The sequence below is a fragment of the Streptomyces sp. NPDC059861 genome, assembly GCF_042731435.1.
In the GTDB taxonomy this organism is placed as follows: domain Bacteria; phylum Actinomycetota; class Actinomycetes; order Streptomycetales; family Streptomycetaceae; genus Streptomyces.
Genome location: NZ_JBHWJQ010000004.1, coordinates 88,621 through 104,219, shown reverse-complemented (window position 1 = coordinate 104,219; position 15,599 = coordinate 88,621). Strand labels below are relative to the sequence as shown.

Below are 15,599 nucleotides of genomic sequence, written 5' to 3'. Positions count from 1 at the left end.
CGGGCCGTGCCGCGGGTCAGCCGTCCTGGCCCGCGTACAGCTCCGGGCGTGCGGCGAGGCCGACGGTCACCCGGCCGCCGCCCTCCAGGGCCCTGACCCCGGCCTCGGCGACGGCGGAGGCCGCGTATCCGTCCCAGGCGCTCGGGCCGGTGACCCGGCCCTGCCGGGTGGCGTCGACCCAGGCCTGCACCTGGCGGTCGTAGGCGTCCGCGAACCGTACGAGGTAGTCCTGCGGCACCTCCTCGCGGGCGCCGCCCTCCGCCGTGACGAGTACGGTGTGGCCCTCCCCGATCCGGGCGCTGCCCGCCTCGCAGACGGCCTCGCAGCGCACCTGGTAGCCGAAGCCGCAGTTCACGAAGACCTCCACGTCGACCACCGCGCCGCCCGCCGTCTCGAACAGCACGAACTGCGGATCGAGCAGGCCCTCGGGGGCGTTCGCGGAGGGCCGGGGACGCAGCACCGTCACGGCGGTCAGCTCCTGGCCGAGCAGCCAGCGCGCCGCGTCGATCTCGTGCGAGACCGAGCTGTTGACCAGCATCGCGCTGGTGAAGCCCGGCGGCGAGGAGACGTTGCGGTGGACGCAGTGCAGCATCAGCGGCCGCCCCAGACGGCCACTGCCCAGCAGCGACTTCAGCTGTCGGTACTCGGTGTCGTAGCGCCGCATGAAGCCGATCTGCGCGAGCCGCCGGCCGAGCCGCGCCTCGGCCTCCACCACCCGCAGCGCCCCCTCCGACTCCGGCACCATGGGCTTCTCGCACAGCACCGGAAGGCCGCGCGCGAAGGCCGCGAGAAGGGCCTCCTCGTGGGCGGGGCCGGGGGAGGCGATCAGTACGGCGTGGACCCCGGGCGCGTCCAGAGCGGCCTCCGCCTCGGAGTGCACCGCGACCCCGTCGATACCGGCCGCCGCCTCCTTCGCCCGTGCCGGGTCCGGGTCGGCGACGGCGGCCACCCTGGCGCCGCTCACCACCCGGTCCAGCCGCCGTACGTGGTCCGCTCCCATGTGTCCCGCGCCCAGCACCGCCACGCCCAGCAGCTCACCCACGTGCGCCCTCCCTTGTCGCCGGCTGTCCCGGCGTAGCGTAGGCACAAGGGCGCGGGCGCCGTCAGTAGCGCAGCACCCCCGCGATGCCGTCGGCGTCGGCCAGGGTGCCGTCCGGGACGAAGCGGACGTCGGCGCCGGTCTCCAGGCACTGCTCCACGATCTCGTCGATGATGTCCTCGCGGGCGTCGAGATCGTCGCCGGAGGCCGGGACGAGGTGGTCGCCGTCGTCGCGTACGGTCACGCGGTAGTTCTCCTCGACGGCGAGCAGCCGCACCCGGGCCTCCCGGGCGTTCTGCCAGACCTCGTCCACACCGGCCGCGAACTCCTTGCGCCCGCGGGCCGATTCGAGTTCCTTCGTCACGGTGTCGATGGTCCTCAGGTCCTCGGCCTCGACGATCGCGCCCACCGCCTGCCACACGGCGTCCGGGGTGCCGTGGGCGAGACCGCCGTGCGCGATGTGCAGGGCCCGCCGCGAGGCGTCCCCGACCTCGTCGAGGCAGGACAGCGCGGCCTGCTCACCGGTCACGTACAGCGGCCGCGGACGGTCCCGCAGGATCGCGCCCACCGCCGTGTCGGCCTCGCGCAGGAAGTGCCGGGTGTCCTCGTCGCGGAACGTGCTCGGCATGTCGCCGACCCGTTCCAGGCGCTCGGGGTCGAAGTTCTCCGCCCTGCGGGTCATCGGGAAGCCGCCGCCGCGCTCCTCGGCGACGCGGCCCCCGCCGCCGTTCCACAGGGTGGCGCGGTCGGCCGAGACCGACAGCACCCAGAACGGCCGCTCGGACACCTGTGCGGAGACCAGGTTGCGGGTGAGGAAGGTGTCGGAGAGCACCACCCGCTCGGGCACGGTACGGGCGAGCGACCACACCTGGTGCTCACCCGGGGCGGCGAAGATCACCAGGCCGTCCTCGGAATGGGTCAGATCGACCTCGCCGAGCGCCTGGTCGAGCTGGGCCGCCACATCGGCACGCCGCTCCCGGGTCACCGCGGGATCGGCCTCCAGCTGCTTCTTGGCCTCGGACACCACATTGCGCAGCCGGACCCGGTCCTGCGCGTTGTACGGCTCCCTGCGGTGCGTCGGCGTCAGCAGGGAGACCGCCGGGTAGGGGCGCGGGCGGCGCAGCTCGGACAGGGTCGTGGGACTGAGTGCGTGCTCCATGACAGAACCATAGGACCGATTCACGTGTCGGGCATTTGGGGCGGGATGATCGTCATGGAGCGGCCCCCTCGCCGTTCTCGGAGCCGCAGGAGCTGCCGTTCGGCGGCAGGGTCCCGTAGAGCAGGAAGTCGTCGACCTTGCCGTGCACGCACTTGGACGACATGTAACCGGTGTGGCCCTCGCCCTTGTTGTCGAGCAGCACGGCCGACGGCCCCAGCCGCTTCGCCGTCTGCACGGCCCAGCGGTACGGCGTCGCCGGGTCGCCGCGGGTGCCCACCAGCAGCATCTTGGGGCCGTCGACGTTCTTCACCTCGTCGCGGATGAAGTCGGTGCCCCTGGGGCGGCCGTAGCACAGCAGGACCTGGGTAAGGCGGAACGGGCCGAAGACCGGGGACGCCGCCTCGTAGGCGGTCCGCAGCCGGCCGAGGTTCCCGGTGATCTGCCGGGCCGTGGGGCGGTCGGGGTCGTCGGCGCAGTTGACCGCCATCAGCGCGGCCGGGAGGTTGTCCAGGGGGACGTTCTCCTGTGCCACGAGCCCGCCGTCGGCCGACGGCGAGTCCTCCCGGCGGCCCTGTCGCGGTCCCGGGGAGGCGAGGCCGCCGGTGGCGAAGGCCTCGACGCCCCGCGTGTCCCCGTCCTCGACCAGCGAGGCCAGGGCGCGCTCCAGCGACGGCCACATCTGCCTGCTGTAGAGCGCCTGGCTCAGCGCGCCGACCAGGTCCTGCCCGGTGAACTCGCCGCTGAACGCGGTCGGGACCGGGTCCTCGTCCATCGACCGGACCAGGCGTACGACCTCCTCGCGCGCCGCCCGCGCGTCCTGGCCGAACGGGCAGGCGATGTCCTTCACGCACCACTCGATGAAGTCGTCCAGCGCGGTCTGCTGCCCCGCGGCGCCCGCCACGCCCTGCTTGGTGAGCGACTCCGTCAGCGTGTCCACGCCGTCGAGCGCCATCCGGCCCACCTTGTCCGGGAACTGGGCCGAGTACACCGCGCCGAGGCGCGATCCGTACGAGAAGCCGAGAAAGTTGAGCTTGTCGTCGCCGAGGGCGTCACGTATGACGTCCAGGTCCCGGGAGACGTTGATCGTGCCTATGTGCGGCAGCACGGGCCCGGAGTGCTTGGCGCACTCCTCGGCCGCCTTCTTCAACTGCCGCAGGACCGCGTTCGGATCGCGCAGCGTCTCGTCGGTCCCGGCCGTGACCTCGGCGCCGGCGTACGGGCTGTCGCCGCAACTGACCGGGGAGGAGCGGCCGACGCCGCGCGGATCGAGGCTCACCACGTCGTAGCCGTCGGTCAGGCCCATGAAGTCGTCACGGCTGTGGGCGAGTTCGCTGACGCCCGGGACGCCGGGACCGCCGAAGTTCAGCAGCAGCGAGCCGCGTTTGTGGCCGCTCGCCCGGTACCGGGCCAGCGCCAGGTCGAGCGTTCCGGCGTCCGGCCGGGCGTAGTCCAGCGGGACGGTGACCTTTCCGCACTGCAGGTCGCGGGGGACCGTCCCGCCCTCGCACTTCTTCCACACGACCTTCTGCCGGTAGAACCGGGTCAGGTCGGGCTGCGCGTCGTCCGCGGGCGTCGCCGGCACGCCGGCGCCCAGCATCGCCAGGCCGATGGCTCCGGCGACCGAGTGGCGTCGTACCGCGCGCCGCGGTGACAGCTTGGCCAGCATCGATGCCTCCAAGGGGCCCCGCAGGGGACCGGTGAACGGCGCCCTCGCTCACGATAAGCGGCCCCCGCAGGGGCCGCCTCCGGGGCCGGTGGGACGCGGGGGCCGTCCTCACCTGTTCGGCTCACACGCCCGGTACGGTCGGTTACAGACTGTGTGCAGGGGTTCGGATGCCTTTACTGCCAGTTCGACAAACGTGTCACTCGGTGGGGTGAAAGGCGGATAAGCCATAACTCGGATGGTTCACCTGCGTTTTATCCGGTGCGGGTGAGTGCCCGCGACCACGTCTGGAAGGCAGGGACCCAATGAAACGGGTTACCCGAAACGGTGTGATCGCCGTCGCCGCCGCGTCCGGCGCGATGGCTGTGACATTTCCGGCGCACGCGGACTCCGCGGCCGACGGAGCCGCGGTCGGCTCGCCAGGGCTGATCTCCGGCAACACCATCCAGCTCCCGGTGCACGTCCCGGTGAACGTGTGCGGGAACACCGTGAACGTGGTGGGGCTCCTGAACCCCGCCGCGGGCAACCGCTGCGCCAACACCGGCGGTGCGACGAAGGGAGGCCCCGGTTCGGGGTCCGCGTCCGGCGGGGGAGCATCCGCCGAGGGCAGCGGAAAGGATTCGCCCGGAGTGCTCTCCGGCAACGGGGTACAGCTCCCGGTGGATCTGCCGGTGAACGTCACCGGCAACAGCGTGAACGTCGTCGGCATCGGCAACGCGGCCGTCGGCAACGAGTCGGAGAACTCCGGCGGCCCGGTCCGCCCCGAGGAGCCGGCGCCGCAACCGTCGGTCCCGCCGAAGACCCTCCCGGCGCCGAAGCCGATGGCCCCGCGTGCCACGGAGCCGACGGTCGGCCTCGCCGAGACCGGCGCGGACGCGACCCTGCCCACGGCGATCGGCGCCTCGGCGCTGGTGCTGGGCGGGGCGGCCCTCTACCGCCGGTTCCGGCCTCGCCCGATGCGCTAGCCCTCCGTTCGCCGACCCGGCCGACCCGGCATGACCCGGCCGATCCCGCGGGTCCTGCGGGTCCTGCGGGTCCTGCGGGTCCTGCGGGGGCCGTTGGGTCTGCGTGGTCTCTTGGGCCGGCCGGGCCGCCTGGGCTCTGCGGGACTCGGGGGGCCGCTGGGCCAGCCGGGCCCGCTCAGCGTGCCTGGCTCCGTGGGCCTGCCCGGGCTACGGGTTCCGTGGAGTCCGCACGGCTTCCTGGGCCCGCTTGCGTTCTGGGCCCCGTGGGCTGACGGGGCCGCATGGCCCCTTCGGGCCCGCACGGCCTCTGGATCCCTGTGGGCTGCTGAGCCCTGCGGGGTCTGCTGCGCCTGCCTGGTTCCGTTGGTCCGGCGCGGTCCGGGCATGCAGGCGGGAGGCCCCATCGGTGGTGATCGCCGATGGGGCCTTGGATCTGGGCCTGGAGCCCGGGATCCGCGTCGGGCGGGTGGTCGGCTCAGTTCCGCGCGCGGTGGAAGCGGCGGTGCAGCTCCCGTATCTCTTCGGTGAGTTCGGGCACCGGCCCCTCCACGGCCACGCCGGGCGCCACGTCGTTCACCGGCAGTGCCCGCACGGGAGGCGCCGGTACGCCCAGCTCCGCCAGCCAGGAGCCGAGTTGCTCGGACGACGCCACGTACACGATGCGGCCGAGGCCCACCCAGGCGTGCGCGGCCGCGCACATCGGGCAGTGCTCGCCGGAGGTGTACACGGTCGCCGCCGCCCGTCGCTCCGGCGACATGCGCTCCGCCGCCCAGCGCGCCAGCTCGAACTCCGGATGCCGGGTGCGGTCGCCGGAGGCCACCCGGTTGTGGTCCTCGGCGAGTACCGCGCCGTCCGCGCCGGCCAGCACCGAGCCGAACGGTTCGTCCCCGGCCTCCAGTGCCTCGGCGGCCAGCTCGACACATCGGTGCAGATACGGCAGCTCGGCTTCGCTCACCATGGCGTTCGGTCTCCCTTCCGTCGGTGACATCGGTGGGTCCAGTCCACACCCGGTCGATGCGTGACCGCCTCCCGGTACGGCTCGCTGTTGACATGCAGGCAATTGGCTGCATAACTTGGAGTGTGCGATCAGAAGACGACGACTTCCGGATGGACAAGGTCTTCAAGGCCCTGGCCGACGAGACCCGCATGCGCCTGCTCGACCGGCTGCGCGAGGAGAACGGGCAGACGCTCGGCGAGCTGTGCGAGCGCATCGAGATGACCCGCCAGTCGGTGACCCAGCATCTGGCCGTCCTGGAGGACGCCAACCTGGTCAGCACGGTGCGACGGGGCCGGACGAAGTTGCACTACCTCAACCCCGTGCCGCTCCACGAGATCCAGGAGCGGTGGATCGACAAGTTCGAGCGCCCGCGCCTGCGCGTGCTCGGCGCCGTGAAGCGACAAGCCGAGGAAGCCATGACCGACAAGCCCACATTCGTGTACGTCACCTACATCGCGAGCACCCCGGAGAAGGTCTGGGACGCGCTCACCGACGCCGACCTCACCGCCGTCTACTGGGGTCACAGCAACGTCTCCGACTGGGTGCCGGGCTCCCGGTGGGAGCACGTCCGCACGGACGGCTCCGGTGTCGCCGACGTGGTCGGCACCGTCGCCGAGAGTGACCGCCCGACGCGGCTGGTCACCACCTGGGCGGCGCCCGAGGACGAGGGCGACGAGGCCAAGCACTCCCGCGTCACCTTCGACATCCGCCCGCACGGCGGCATCGTCCGCCTCACCGTCACCCACGAGGACCTCGCCGACGAGGGCGAGCGCGCCGACGTGGCGTCCGGCTGGGCGGCGGTGCTGTCCAACCTCAAGTCGCTGCTGGAGACCGGGAGTCCGCTGCCGCAGGAGCCCTGGCTGGTACCCGGCCCCTGAGGCATGGGAACGGCCGGTCCGCCAGGCATGGCGGGCCGGCCTCGCTGCTGTTCATCGACTCCCTTCCTGTCGGGGATACCTATGGCTTGGGGACGCTCTTCGCTGCCGTACCGGCGCACACCAGGCCCAGGATCAAGGCGAGGGCGCCGATGATGACGTTGTTCCAGACGACACCCGCGTCCGGGTTCGAGCCGACGATCCACGGCGAGATGATCATCCACACACCCAGTGCGCACATGGCCCAACTGAGGCCGTACATGCGTTCGGGTGCCCGTGTGAACCCGAGTGCCAGCAGGCCGATCGCGATTCCGATGATCAGGTTGTGCATCGCGAGGGCGGGCTGGCCGGTGGCGTAATGGACCACCCAGGGGGACACGGCACAGTACAGACCGAGCAGGAACACCGGTCCGTCCACGAGTGCCACATCGCGGCCGCCGAGCATACGGGCGTAGCGAGCCCGCATTTCATTGGCATCGGGGTGGCTGGTTATGTCACCTCTGGTGGGCTGGACGTTGGCCATAACTCGTCTCCTTCTGACTTCGCTGGCCAGACCACGTCTGGTGCGGTATGCGGTAAGCGCCGCGTTATGTCCATTCTGCCCTTATTTCGCCTTTATGTGTAGAGGTCACTACTCTGATCACCGTGAACAGAACCGATCATGTGCACGGCCCCGGTAACCGGCGGCCCCCCGGGGCCCCCGGGGGCGTCGACCTGCGGTACCTCGCCGTGCAGCTGCGCCGGATGAACGTCGAGATCAACCGCCTGGTCCACGGGTTGGCGGGAAACGGCCTGAACGCGACGGACGTGCAGGCGCTCGCGGCCATCCTGGACACCGACGGGCCGATGACACCGGGGCGGTTGCGCGAGCACCTCGGACTCACCTCAGGATCCGTCTCCGCCTGCGTGGAGCGGCTCGAGCGGGCGGGACTCATTCGCCGGGTCCGGGGCGGCACCGACCGCCGGGTCGTCCATCTGCGCTACGCCTCCGCCGCCCCTTCGACGGCCCACTGGTACTACCGGCCGCTCGCCGAGGCCACCGCTGCCACCCGGGCCCGTTTCTCCGAGGCCGAACTCACCGTCGCGTTGCGCTTCCTGGCGGCGCTCAACGAGGAACTCTCCCTGTACCGGGCCTCCGGCGGCTGACGCCGGGCGGGCCGAAAGCCGAAGCAGGACACCCGCCTGTCACCACCTGTTGCGCGCGGTTCACGCCGATGTACATGATCGCGGGGATCGAGGGCAGGCGAATCGTACGGGAGTTGCCCGTATCCGTCGAGGGTTCGACGGGGGACGTGGGAGGTGTCTGCGGCTATGGGTGCGAAGGTGATGGAGCGATTTCCCGCCGGCGCTCCGCGCGGATCGTGGCCGGCGGAGGAGTACGCCGCCGCACTGCGCGCCGAGGGCGAGTCGGCGACGGTCGTGATGGACCTGAGGCAGGACGCGTTCCTCGTGGTGGTCCCGGCGCGCGACGAGGACTGACCACCGGCGGCTGTGCCACCGGACGCAGGTTCTCGCCGCTCCAGGGATCGGCGATCACGCCGATGGGCATGACGGTGTATCACTCGCCCGCTCCGCACGGAGCGTTCCAGATTCCGCACGGCAGCAGCGGAATGCGATCGATCTCCGGGCCGGTTCAGAGATTTCCTGTCACACGGTCGTGAAATCCATGGGTCCGCGATACGAGACCGGGTGGGTTTTCCTTGACGGTCGCGTTCGGTGGCTGCCACGATCGAGAGCATGATGATGCGACTGGACCTCACGCGGCGACGCCATGTCGACCTCGCGCGCGTCTCCAGCGCATCCTGTTGCGCCGCGGCCTGATCACTGCCGCGCTTCTTCCACCCCACCGCTGTCGTAGGACAGTTGGCCTCTCCCCGGCTTTCGGGGTTTTCCTTCGTGCGACGAACGCGCTTCGCCCTTTCCGGCGACCGGCATTTCCCCCGCACCGCATTCCGCAACAAGAGTTTCCGTATGCCCGCACACCCCGGTACTCCTGACCGTCCGCCACTCCCGGACCCGTCCGACCCGCCCGGAAAGAGAAACCATGGCCACCGTTCTGTCCGTCTCCGGCAGTCCCTCCGCCTCCTCCCGCACCCACCGACTGCTGCGCCACCTCGACCGGCGTCTCGCCGCGCAGGGCCACGACGTCGTCCCGCTCGACATCCGCACCGTCCCGGCCGAGGCCCTGCTGGGCGCCGACGTACGGCACCCGGCGATCGTCCGGGCCACAGAGTTGTTCGCCCGTGCCGACGGGGTCGTGGTCGGCACGCCCGTGTACAAGGCGTCGTACTCCGGGGTCCTCAAGGCGCTCCTCGACCTGCTGCCGCAGTACGCACTGACCGGCAAGACCGTGCTGCCGCTCGCCACCGGTGGCACCGCCGCCCACGTCCTCGCCATCGACTACGCACTGCGTCCGGTGCTGTCCTCGATGGGGGCGGGGCACATCGTGCAGGGCTGGTTCACCCTCGACAAGGACATCACCGTGCACGAGGACGGCACCCTCGCCGTCGCGCCGGCCGCCGCGGAGGCGCTCGGCCAGGTGGTCGACCAGTTCTCGGCCGCCCTGGTCCGCGCCCCGCTGCTGGCGGCGGCGGGCTGAGCGCACCTGCGCGTCCGGGACCGCGCTGGTCGGCAGCCACGACGAGGTCGCCGAGCACCACGCTGCCGCGGCGCGGCAGGTGCCGATCGCCTCATGAGGCCAGGGCCTCCAGGTGCGCGCGGCGTGAGGCGGCGGTCTGGCCCTGGACCAGCAGGAACAGCGCCTCGCGGGCGAGCCGTTGGGCCTTGCCGGTCAGTGCCATCGACCGGCCGCCGCCGGACACCACGGCCGCCGTGGTCGCCGCGCGCATCACCTCGTACGACCGCAGCCTGAGCGCCAGCCGCTCCTCCAGGTGCTCGTCCGGTGCCGCCTCGTCGGCCAGCGCGTAGGCGCGGTCGCGGATCGCGGCGAGGCGGGTGCGCAGCGGGTCCGCGATGTCGTCGTCGAGCAGGCCGAGCGCGGCCTCGGTGACGCCGAAGACCGCGGGCGAGGCGGCCACCGTCTTCGGGCGGTCCCCGGCGGCCCACTGCTCGTACGGCGTCCGCAGCGCGACCGCCTCCTCGGGCAGCCGCAACCCGTCCAGCTCCAGCGACACGGTGCGCGCCGCGGTGAGCGCCACGAGCCGCATCGGCGGCGAGGGGCGCAGCCCCGGCTGCTCCCGCGCCTCGGTGAACGCGAACAGTGCCTCGCCGTTGCCGGTGATCCCGGCGAGCAGCATCACGTCGTTGAGGCCCCAGCCGGTGTACCAGGGCACGGTGCCCTCGAACCGCCACCCGCCCCGCTCCCGTTCCACCCGCACCGGAGTCCGGGGAAAGGCCCGCAGATGCGCGTAGGCGACGCCCGACAGCAGCTCACCCCGGGCCATCGGGCCCAGCAGCCGCTCCCGCACCGGCGCCGCGCCCTTCACCAGCGTCGCGACCGGCGTGTGGTGCTGCGTCTGGACGAACCAGGTCGAGCAGCAGGCCCCCGACAGGATCTCCGCCGTCTCCCGAGCCACCGAGGCGGGTACCGCCGAGCCGCCGTACTCCTCGGGCGCGCCGAGCCCCAGCAGTCCCGACCGTTTGATCGCCTCGATGTGCCCGGCGGGCACCTCCGTCCGGTCCACCGTCTCGGCCTGCGGGGCGAGGAGGTCGTCCGCCAACTGCCGGGCGCGGGTGACGAGCGGGTGCGGTGTGGTGGTCATGGGAAAGATCCTCCGCTGACGTGGCGCGAGGTGTCGATTCCGGGGGCCGCCGTTCGCGCGGCATCCCGGGATCGGGACGGGATCCCAGGCCGGGCGCTCAGCTGAGCGGGGCGCGGGACGCCGTGCCTACCCTGGAGACGTGGCTCGTTCCAACGATGAGGTCGCCGCGCTGTTCGCCGAGTACGCGGACCTGATCTCGATCACCGGCGGAGACGCGTTCCGGGCACGCGTGTACGAGAAGGCCGCCCGGGCGATCGGCGGTCACCACGCCGACGTGTCCAAGCTCGACGTCAAGGGCCTCCAGGAGATCCCCAACGTCGGCAAGTCGATCGCGGAGAAGATAGTCGAGTACCTCGGCACCGGCCAGGTGTCCGCGGTCGAGGAACTGCGGGCGAGAATCCCCGCGGGGGTCCGGCGGCTGACGGCCATCCCGACGCTGGGGCCGAAGAAGGCCATGGCGATCTACGAGGAGCTCGGCATCTCCTCTATCGAGGAACTGGCCGACGCCATCCACGCGGAGCGGCTGCGGGACCTGAAGGGCTTCGGGCCGAGGACCGAGGAGAACATCCTGCACGGCATCGCGCTGTTGCGGTCCTCCGGGGACCGGGTCCTGATCGACGCCGCCACGGACGTGGCCGAGGGCATCGTCGCCCAGCTGTCGCAGGTGCGCGGCTGCCGCAGGTGCGCGTACGCCGGTTCGCTGCGCCGGGGCCGCGAGACCATCGGGGACATCGACGTCCTCGCCGCCGCCGAGGACTCGGAACCGCTGATGCGGGCCTTCACCGAGCTGCCGGAGGCCGGCGAGGTGATCGCGCGCGGCACGACCAAGACGTCCATCCGCACGACCAGGGGCCTCGCCGTCGACCTCCGAGTCGTACCACCGGACTCGTGGGGAGCGGCACTTCAGTACTTCACCGGCTCGAAGGCACACAACATCCGCACCAGGGAGCGGGCCGTACACCAAGGGCTCAAGCTCTCCGAGTACGGGCTGTTCGACGTCGAGAGCGGCGAGAGGATCGTCTCCGGGACGGAGGAGGACGTCTACGCCCGGCTCGGCCTGCCCTGGATCCCGCCGCCGCTGCGCGAGGACCGCGGCGAGATCGAGGCGGGCGTGCGCGGCGAACTGCCGGAGCTGGTCCAGGAGTCCGACCTCCGGGGCGATCTGCACACCCACACGGACCTCACGGACGGTCTCGCCCCGCTGGAGGAGATGGTCGCCGCGGCCGCCGCACGCGGCCATGCCTACTACGCGATCACCGACCACGCGCCCAACCTCTACATGCAGCGCATGACCGACGAGCGGATGCTGGCCCAGCGTGAGCGCGTCCGGGAGCTCGACGAGGAGTACGGGCGGCGCGGCGGGATGCGGTTGCTGCACGGTGTGGAGCTGAACATCGACCCCGACGGCGGTGTGGACTGGCCGGACGAATTCCTGGCCGGCTTCGACCTGTGCGTGGCCTCGGTGCACTCGCACTTCAACCAGGGCCACGACGCGATGACCCAGCGGTTCCTGCGTGCCTGCGAGAACCCGTACGTCAACATCATCGGCCACCCCACCACCCGCCTCGTCGGCAGGCGCCCCGGTGTCGACGTCGACCTGGACGCGCTCTTCGAGGCGTGTGCCCGCACCGGCACGGCCCTGGAGATCAACTCCCACCCCGACCGGCTCGACCTGAACGACGAGCACATCCTGCGGGCCAAGCGGTACGGGGTGAAGTTCGCCATCGACAGCGACGCCCACTCCGTCCTCCATCTAGCCCATCTGCGCTACGGCGTGGGCACGGCACAGCGCGGCTGGCTCACCAAGGACGACGTGATCAACACCTGGCCGCCGACCCGCTTGCGGCGCTTTCTGCGCAAGGGGCGCAAGGGGCGCAAGGGGCACGCAGGCTAGGAGAGGCACTCCTGCCCGCTGGGCGGGCGCGCGTGGCGCGCAGGTGCGAGATCGCCGTCCCCCTGCACGGGGTCACCGGTCTGGTGACCCCGTTCTGCTGCCCCCGTTCTGCTGACCCCTGCTCTGCCGAGCTCCTCCGGCGACCGATCTCAACTCGTCCGATGTCCATGACTGTTTGACTGGTCTACACCCTTGACTGGTACAGACCAACGCGGTTGAGTGTCGGACCAACCCCCCACCACGGCCGCCCCCGAGACGTCCCTCCCCCGGGAGCGGCCGTGTTCCGCAAAGGAGCCGAACCTGTGTCGAGGCGTCGTATCCGTATCTCCGCACTCCTGAGCTCGCTCGCACTCGCGGGCGCGGCCCTGGCCCTCCAGCCGGCCCCCACCGCGTCGGCGGCCGGATTCGTGGTCAGCGAGGCGCAGTTCAACCAGATGTTCCCGGGCCGGAACTCGTTCTACACCTACAGCGGTCTGACCGCGGCCCTCAGCGCGTACCCCGGCTTCGCCAACACGGGCAGCGACACCGTGAAGAAGCAGGAGGCGGCGGCCTTCCTCGCCAACGTCGGCCACGAGACCGGCGGTCTGGTGCACATCGTCGAGCAGAACCAGGCCAACTACCCGCACTACTGCGACTGGGGCCAGCCGTACGGCTGCCCGGCGGGGCAGGCGGCCTACTACGGGCGTGGTCCCATCCAGCTGAGCTGGAACTTCAACTACAAGGCCGCGGGCGACGCGCTCGGCCTGAACCTCCTGGGTGACCCGTGGATGGTGCAGAACAACGCCTCCGTCGCCTGGAAGACAGGCCTTTGGTACTGGAACACCCAGTCCGGTCCCGGCTCCATGACCGGCCACAACGCGATGGTCAACAGCGCCGGCTTCGGGCACACCATCCGCAGCATCAACGGCTCCCTGGAGTGCGACGGCAAGAACCCGGCGCAGGTGCAGAGCCGGGTGAACAACTATCAGCGGTTCACTCAGATCCTCGGGGTTTCACCGGGTGGCAACCTCTACTGCTGACGCGGGTTCGCGAGGCATGGTGTCATGCACCTGACCATAGCTCCGAGAACGAAGGGCATCGTCATGCGTCGCACCCCCCACGCCCTGCTCGCCACGACCGCCGCGCTGGCCGCCGCGGTCGTGGCCCCCTCGCCCCCGGCGGGGGCCGCGGCGGCGGCCCCGGCCTCCGGCACGTACTACGTGCAGAGCGTCACCACCGGCCTCAACGCGGCGGACAACCAGGGCGCCGTCGAGCAGCACAGACCCAAGGGCAACGAGGACCGCCAGCAGTGGAACCTCCGGCCGAGCGGCACCTCGTACGTCCTCGAAAGCACCGACACCGCGGGCAGCTGCCTCGGCCGTGCGGGCGACCAGGCGCGCACCGTCGCCTGCGCGAGCGCCGACGCGGCGTGGGAGATCACGTCCACCGGCACGGACCAGTACACCCTCGAGGCGCCCGGCACCGACCGTCACCTCACGCTCGCCCCCAAGCCCGCCGGCGCCAACTACCCTGCCCCGCTGGCGATCGGCGCCCCGGGGACCCTCGCCTCCTGGTACCTCACCCCCGTCACCCCGTTCACCACCCCCATGCCTCCCCAGGACCAGCGGACCCTGGACCAGGTCACTTTCCTCACCTCGCACAACGCCTACGCCAACGGCGTCGACGGCGGCTTCGCCCCGCCGTTCGTGAACCTGGCCCCGAACCAGTCGCGCGGCATCGACCAGCAACTCGCGGACGGCGTGCGCGGGTTCATGCTCGACATCCACCAGACCCCCGACGGCGCGATCCTCTGCCACAACAGCTGCACCCTGGTCAGCCGACCGGTCGCCCTGTGGGTCGACCTCCAGCGCATCGTGGACTTCCTCCGAGCCCACCCCGACCAGTTCGTCACCGTCTTCCTGGAGGACTACGTCGACCCGGGCGTCCTGCGCTCCGAACTCGCCCGTGTGAGCGGCCTGGACGACGTCCTCCACCGCCCCGACAGGACCGGCGTCCGCGACCACGGCTGGCCCAGGCTCGCCGACCTCATCGCCGCCAACGACCGGCTGCTGATCTTCACCGACCACAGCCGCTCCGCCGACCAGGCCGCGGGCCTGACCCGGGACAGCTTCGGCGTGATGTACCAGCGGGAGTGGACCGTCGAGAACCACTGGTCGATGGGGTCGGGCCTCGGCTCGTCCGACTGGTCCTGCTACAGCCGCTGGTACGACGCGAACACCAATCTCCCGTTGACCCGCGGCGAGCCCGGCTTCCGTCCGCTGTTCGTGATGAACCACTTCCGTGACGTCCCGATCTCCGGCACGGTCCGCACGGACAACACCAAACTGGCCGACCGAGCCCGCCGCTTCTGCCAGCCGGCCGCCCGCAAAAAGCCCAACTTCCTCGCGGTGGACCGCTACGAGCTCGGCGACTCCGCGTCCGCGGTGAACACCCTGAACACCTACACCTATCCGTAGGCCCCGAAGACGTGGGCCCCGGTCACCCGGGGCCCACCTCGCTCAGTACCCGAGCACGGGGTAGTGGTCGGAGAGATCGGTGTACGTGTGGTCGGTGCCCCAGCTCGTCACCGTCCAGGGCGCGCTCTGCTCCTTGACCACCTCGTTCTTCCAGAACGCCGGCCGGGCGTGTCCCGCCCGGTGCAGGACGAAGTCGAGGTCCTCCCGCGGGTCGTCGGGGTAACGGTCCCGGGCGATGGAGTTCTCCGCGGTGTCGAAGGAGTACGGGTGCCCGGTGCGCGCGGTGCCGTCCACCAGCCCGGCGTCCGTGAGCATCGAGGCGTGCTCGGCGCCGTGGGAGTCGACGTTCAGGTCACCGGCGACCAGCACCTGCTCGCCCGCCCGGATGTTCTTGCCGTCCAGGAACGCGTCGATCGTCCGGAACTGCCGGCTGCGCATCGCCGCCGCCTCGCCGGCGCCGCAACCAGGGTCGGTCGACTGGGCGTGTGTGCCGAGGAGGTGCACCCTGGCGCCGTTCACGTTCAGGACGACGTACGCGAAGCCCTTGTTGGGCCACCAGTCCGAGCCGCACGCGTCCTTGTAGACCCACTGCTCCTTGCGCAGGATCGGCCACCTGCTGAGGATCGCGACCCCGCCGCGGCACTCTTCAGCGCGTCCGAGGAGGAGTTGTCGAACGCCTCCTGCACGACCACGACGTCGCGAGCACGACGGCACCGTGAATGCCGCGCGGCGCGGCAAGCGTCACTGGGTCTCCCTGCGGGGTGAAGGGGTGGGGGCGCCGCACATCGAACCACCTGGAGTTACTCCGAGGTGACACCCGCGCACGACA

General features: G+C 71.3%; 15 protein-coding genes and 1 pseudogene. 9 read left to right on the top strand and 7 right to left on the bottom strand.

Annotated elements, in window-relative coordinates; genetic code table 11:
- Nucleotides 1-16 precede the first annotated feature (16 nt).
- The 3 genes from ACFV6X_RS05045 to ACFV6X_RS05035 form a co-directional block, all read right to left on the bottom strand.
- Nucleotides 17-1,042, bottom strand: a complete 1,026-nt coding sequence (locus ACFV6X_RS05045) for a Gfo/Idh/MocA family protein (RefSeq protein WP_385377790.1) — start codon at nucleotides 1,040-1,042, stop codon at nucleotides 17-19.
- Nucleotides 1,043-1,103: 61 nt separating this feature from the next.
- Nucleotides 1,104-2,198 (bottom strand): chemotaxis protein, encoded by a 1,095-nt coding sequence (locus tag ACFV6X_RS05040; protein WP_385377787.1) that lies wholly within the window; start codon nucleotides 2,196-2,198, stop codon nucleotides 1,104-1,106.
- A gap of 52 nt (nucleotides 2,199-2,250) precedes the next feature.
- On the bottom strand, nucleotides 2,251-3,864 hold the full coding sequence (locus ACFV6X_RS05035; protein ID WP_385377784.1) for an alpha/beta hydrolase: 1,614 nt from the start codon (nucleotides 3,862-3,864) through the stop codon (nucleotides 2,251-2,253).
- A 302-nt stretch (nucleotides 3,865-4,166) separates the two neighbouring features.
- Between ACFV6X_RS05035 and ACFV6X_RS05030 the strand changes: the two genes are divergently transcribed.
- Nucleotides 4,167-4,826, top strand: a complete 660-nt coding sequence (locus tag ACFV6X_RS05030) for a chaplin family protein (RefSeq protein ID WP_385377781.1) — start codon at nucleotides 4,167-4,169, stop codon at nucleotides 4,824-4,826.
- 475 nt (nucleotides 4,827-5,301) lie between these two features.
- Here the strand turns inward: ACFV6X_RS05030 and ACFV6X_RS05025 are convergent, their stop codons facing one another.
- Nucleotides 5,302-5,784, bottom strand: coding sequence for a nucleoside deaminase (locus ACFV6X_RS05025; RefSeq protein ID WP_385377778.1), 483 nt, complete (start codon nucleotides 5,782-5,784; stop codon nucleotides 5,302-5,304).
- A 149-nt stretch (nucleotides 5,785-5,933) separates the two neighbouring features.
- Between ACFV6X_RS05025 and ACFV6X_RS05020 the strand changes: the two genes are divergently transcribed.
- Nucleotides 5,934-6,701 carry an ArsR/SmtB family transcription factor gene (locus tag ACFV6X_RS05020; RefSeq protein ID WP_385378145.1) on the top strand — a complete coding sequence of 256 codons (768 nt, stop codon included), beginning with the start codon at nucleotides 5,934-5,936 and terminating at the stop codon, nucleotides 6,699-6,701.
- A 79-nt stretch (nucleotides 6,702-6,780) separates the two neighbouring features.
- Here the strand turns inward: ACFV6X_RS05020 and ACFV6X_RS05015 are convergent, their stop codons facing one another.
- On the bottom strand, nucleotides 6,781-7,221 hold the full coding sequence (locus ACFV6X_RS05015) for an SPW repeat protein (protein ID WP_385377775.1): 441 nt from the start codon (nucleotides 7,219-7,221) through the stop codon (nucleotides 6,781-6,783).
- A gap of 113 nt (nucleotides 7,222-7,334) precedes the next feature.
- Here ACFV6X_RS05015 and ACFV6X_RS05010 point away from each other — a divergent pair, with 113 nt between their 5' ends.
- The 4 genes from ACFV6X_RS05010 to ssuE all read left to right on the top strand — a co-directional run bounded on the left by ACFV6X_RS05010 (nucleotide 7,335) and on the right by ssuE (nucleotide 9,297).
- On the top strand, nucleotides 7,335-7,844 hold the full coding sequence (locus tag ACFV6X_RS05010) for a MarR family winged helix-turn-helix transcriptional regulator (protein ID WP_385378142.1): 510 nt from the start codon (nucleotides 7,335-7,337) through the stop codon (nucleotides 7,842-7,844).
- A gap of 165 nt (nucleotides 7,845-8,009) precedes the next feature.
- On the top strand, nucleotides 8,010-8,177 hold the full coding sequence (locus ACFV6X_RS05005) for a hypothetical protein (RefSeq protein ID WP_385377773.1): 168 nt from the start codon (nucleotides 8,010-8,012) through the stop codon (nucleotides 8,175-8,177).
- A gap of 258 nt (nucleotides 8,178-8,435) precedes the next feature.
- Nucleotides 8,436-8,519 (top strand): putative leader peptide, encoded by an 84-nt coding sequence (locus ACFV6X_RS05000; protein WP_353693630.1) that lies wholly within the window; start codon nucleotides 8,436-8,438, stop codon nucleotides 8,517-8,519.
- A gap of 223 nt (nucleotides 8,520-8,742) precedes the next feature.
- Nucleotides 8,743-9,297 carry an NADPH-dependent FMN reductase gene (gene ssuE / locus ACFV6X_RS04995; RefSeq protein ID WP_385377769.1) on the top strand — a complete coding sequence of 185 codons (555 nt, stop codon included), beginning with the start codon at nucleotides 8,743-8,745 and terminating at the stop codon, nucleotides 9,295-9,297.
- Nucleotides 9,298-9,388: 91 nt separating this feature from the next.
- Here the strand turns inward: ssuE and ACFV6X_RS04990 are convergent, their stop codons facing one another.
- Nucleotides 9,389-10,420, bottom strand: a complete 1,032-nt coding sequence (locus ACFV6X_RS04990) for an acyl-CoA dehydrogenase family protein (RefSeq protein WP_385377766.1) — start codon at nucleotides 10,418-10,420, stop codon at nucleotides 9,389-9,391.
- Nucleotides 10,421-10,559: 139 nt separating this feature from the next.
- Between ACFV6X_RS04990 and polX the strand changes: the two genes are divergently transcribed.
- The 3 genes from polX to ACFV6X_RS04975 all read left to right on the top strand — a co-directional run bounded on the left by polX (nucleotide 10,560) and on the right by ACFV6X_RS04975 (nucleotide 14,770).
- On the top strand, nucleotides 10,560-12,314 hold the full coding sequence (polX, locus tag ACFV6X_RS04985; protein WP_385377763.1) for a DNA polymerase/3'-5' exonuclease PolX: 1,755 nt from the start codon (nucleotides 10,560-10,562) through the stop codon (nucleotides 12,312-12,314).
- 302 nt (nucleotides 12,315-12,616) lie between these two features.
- Complete coding sequence (locus ACFV6X_RS04980; protein WP_385377760.1) at nucleotides 12,617-13,333, top strand: chitinase; 717 nt, start codon at nucleotides 12,617-12,619, stop codon at nucleotides 13,331-13,333.
- 63 nt (nucleotides 13,334-13,396) lie between these two features.
- Nucleotides 13,397-14,770: a phospholipase gene (locus ACFV6X_RS04975; protein WP_385377758.1), complete on the top strand. Its 1,374-nt coding sequence runs from the start codon at nucleotides 13,397-13,399 to the stop codon at nucleotides 14,768-14,770.
- Nucleotides 14,771-14,812: 42 nt separating this feature from the next.
- Here ACFV6X_RS04975 and ACFV6X_RS04970 read toward each other — a convergent pair.
- Nucleotides 14,813-15,477, bottom strand: a pseudogene (locus ACFV6X_RS04970) (sphingomyelin phosphodiesterase); the annotation flags it as partial.
- Between the last annotated feature and the right edge of the window lie 122 nt (nucleotides 15,478-15,599).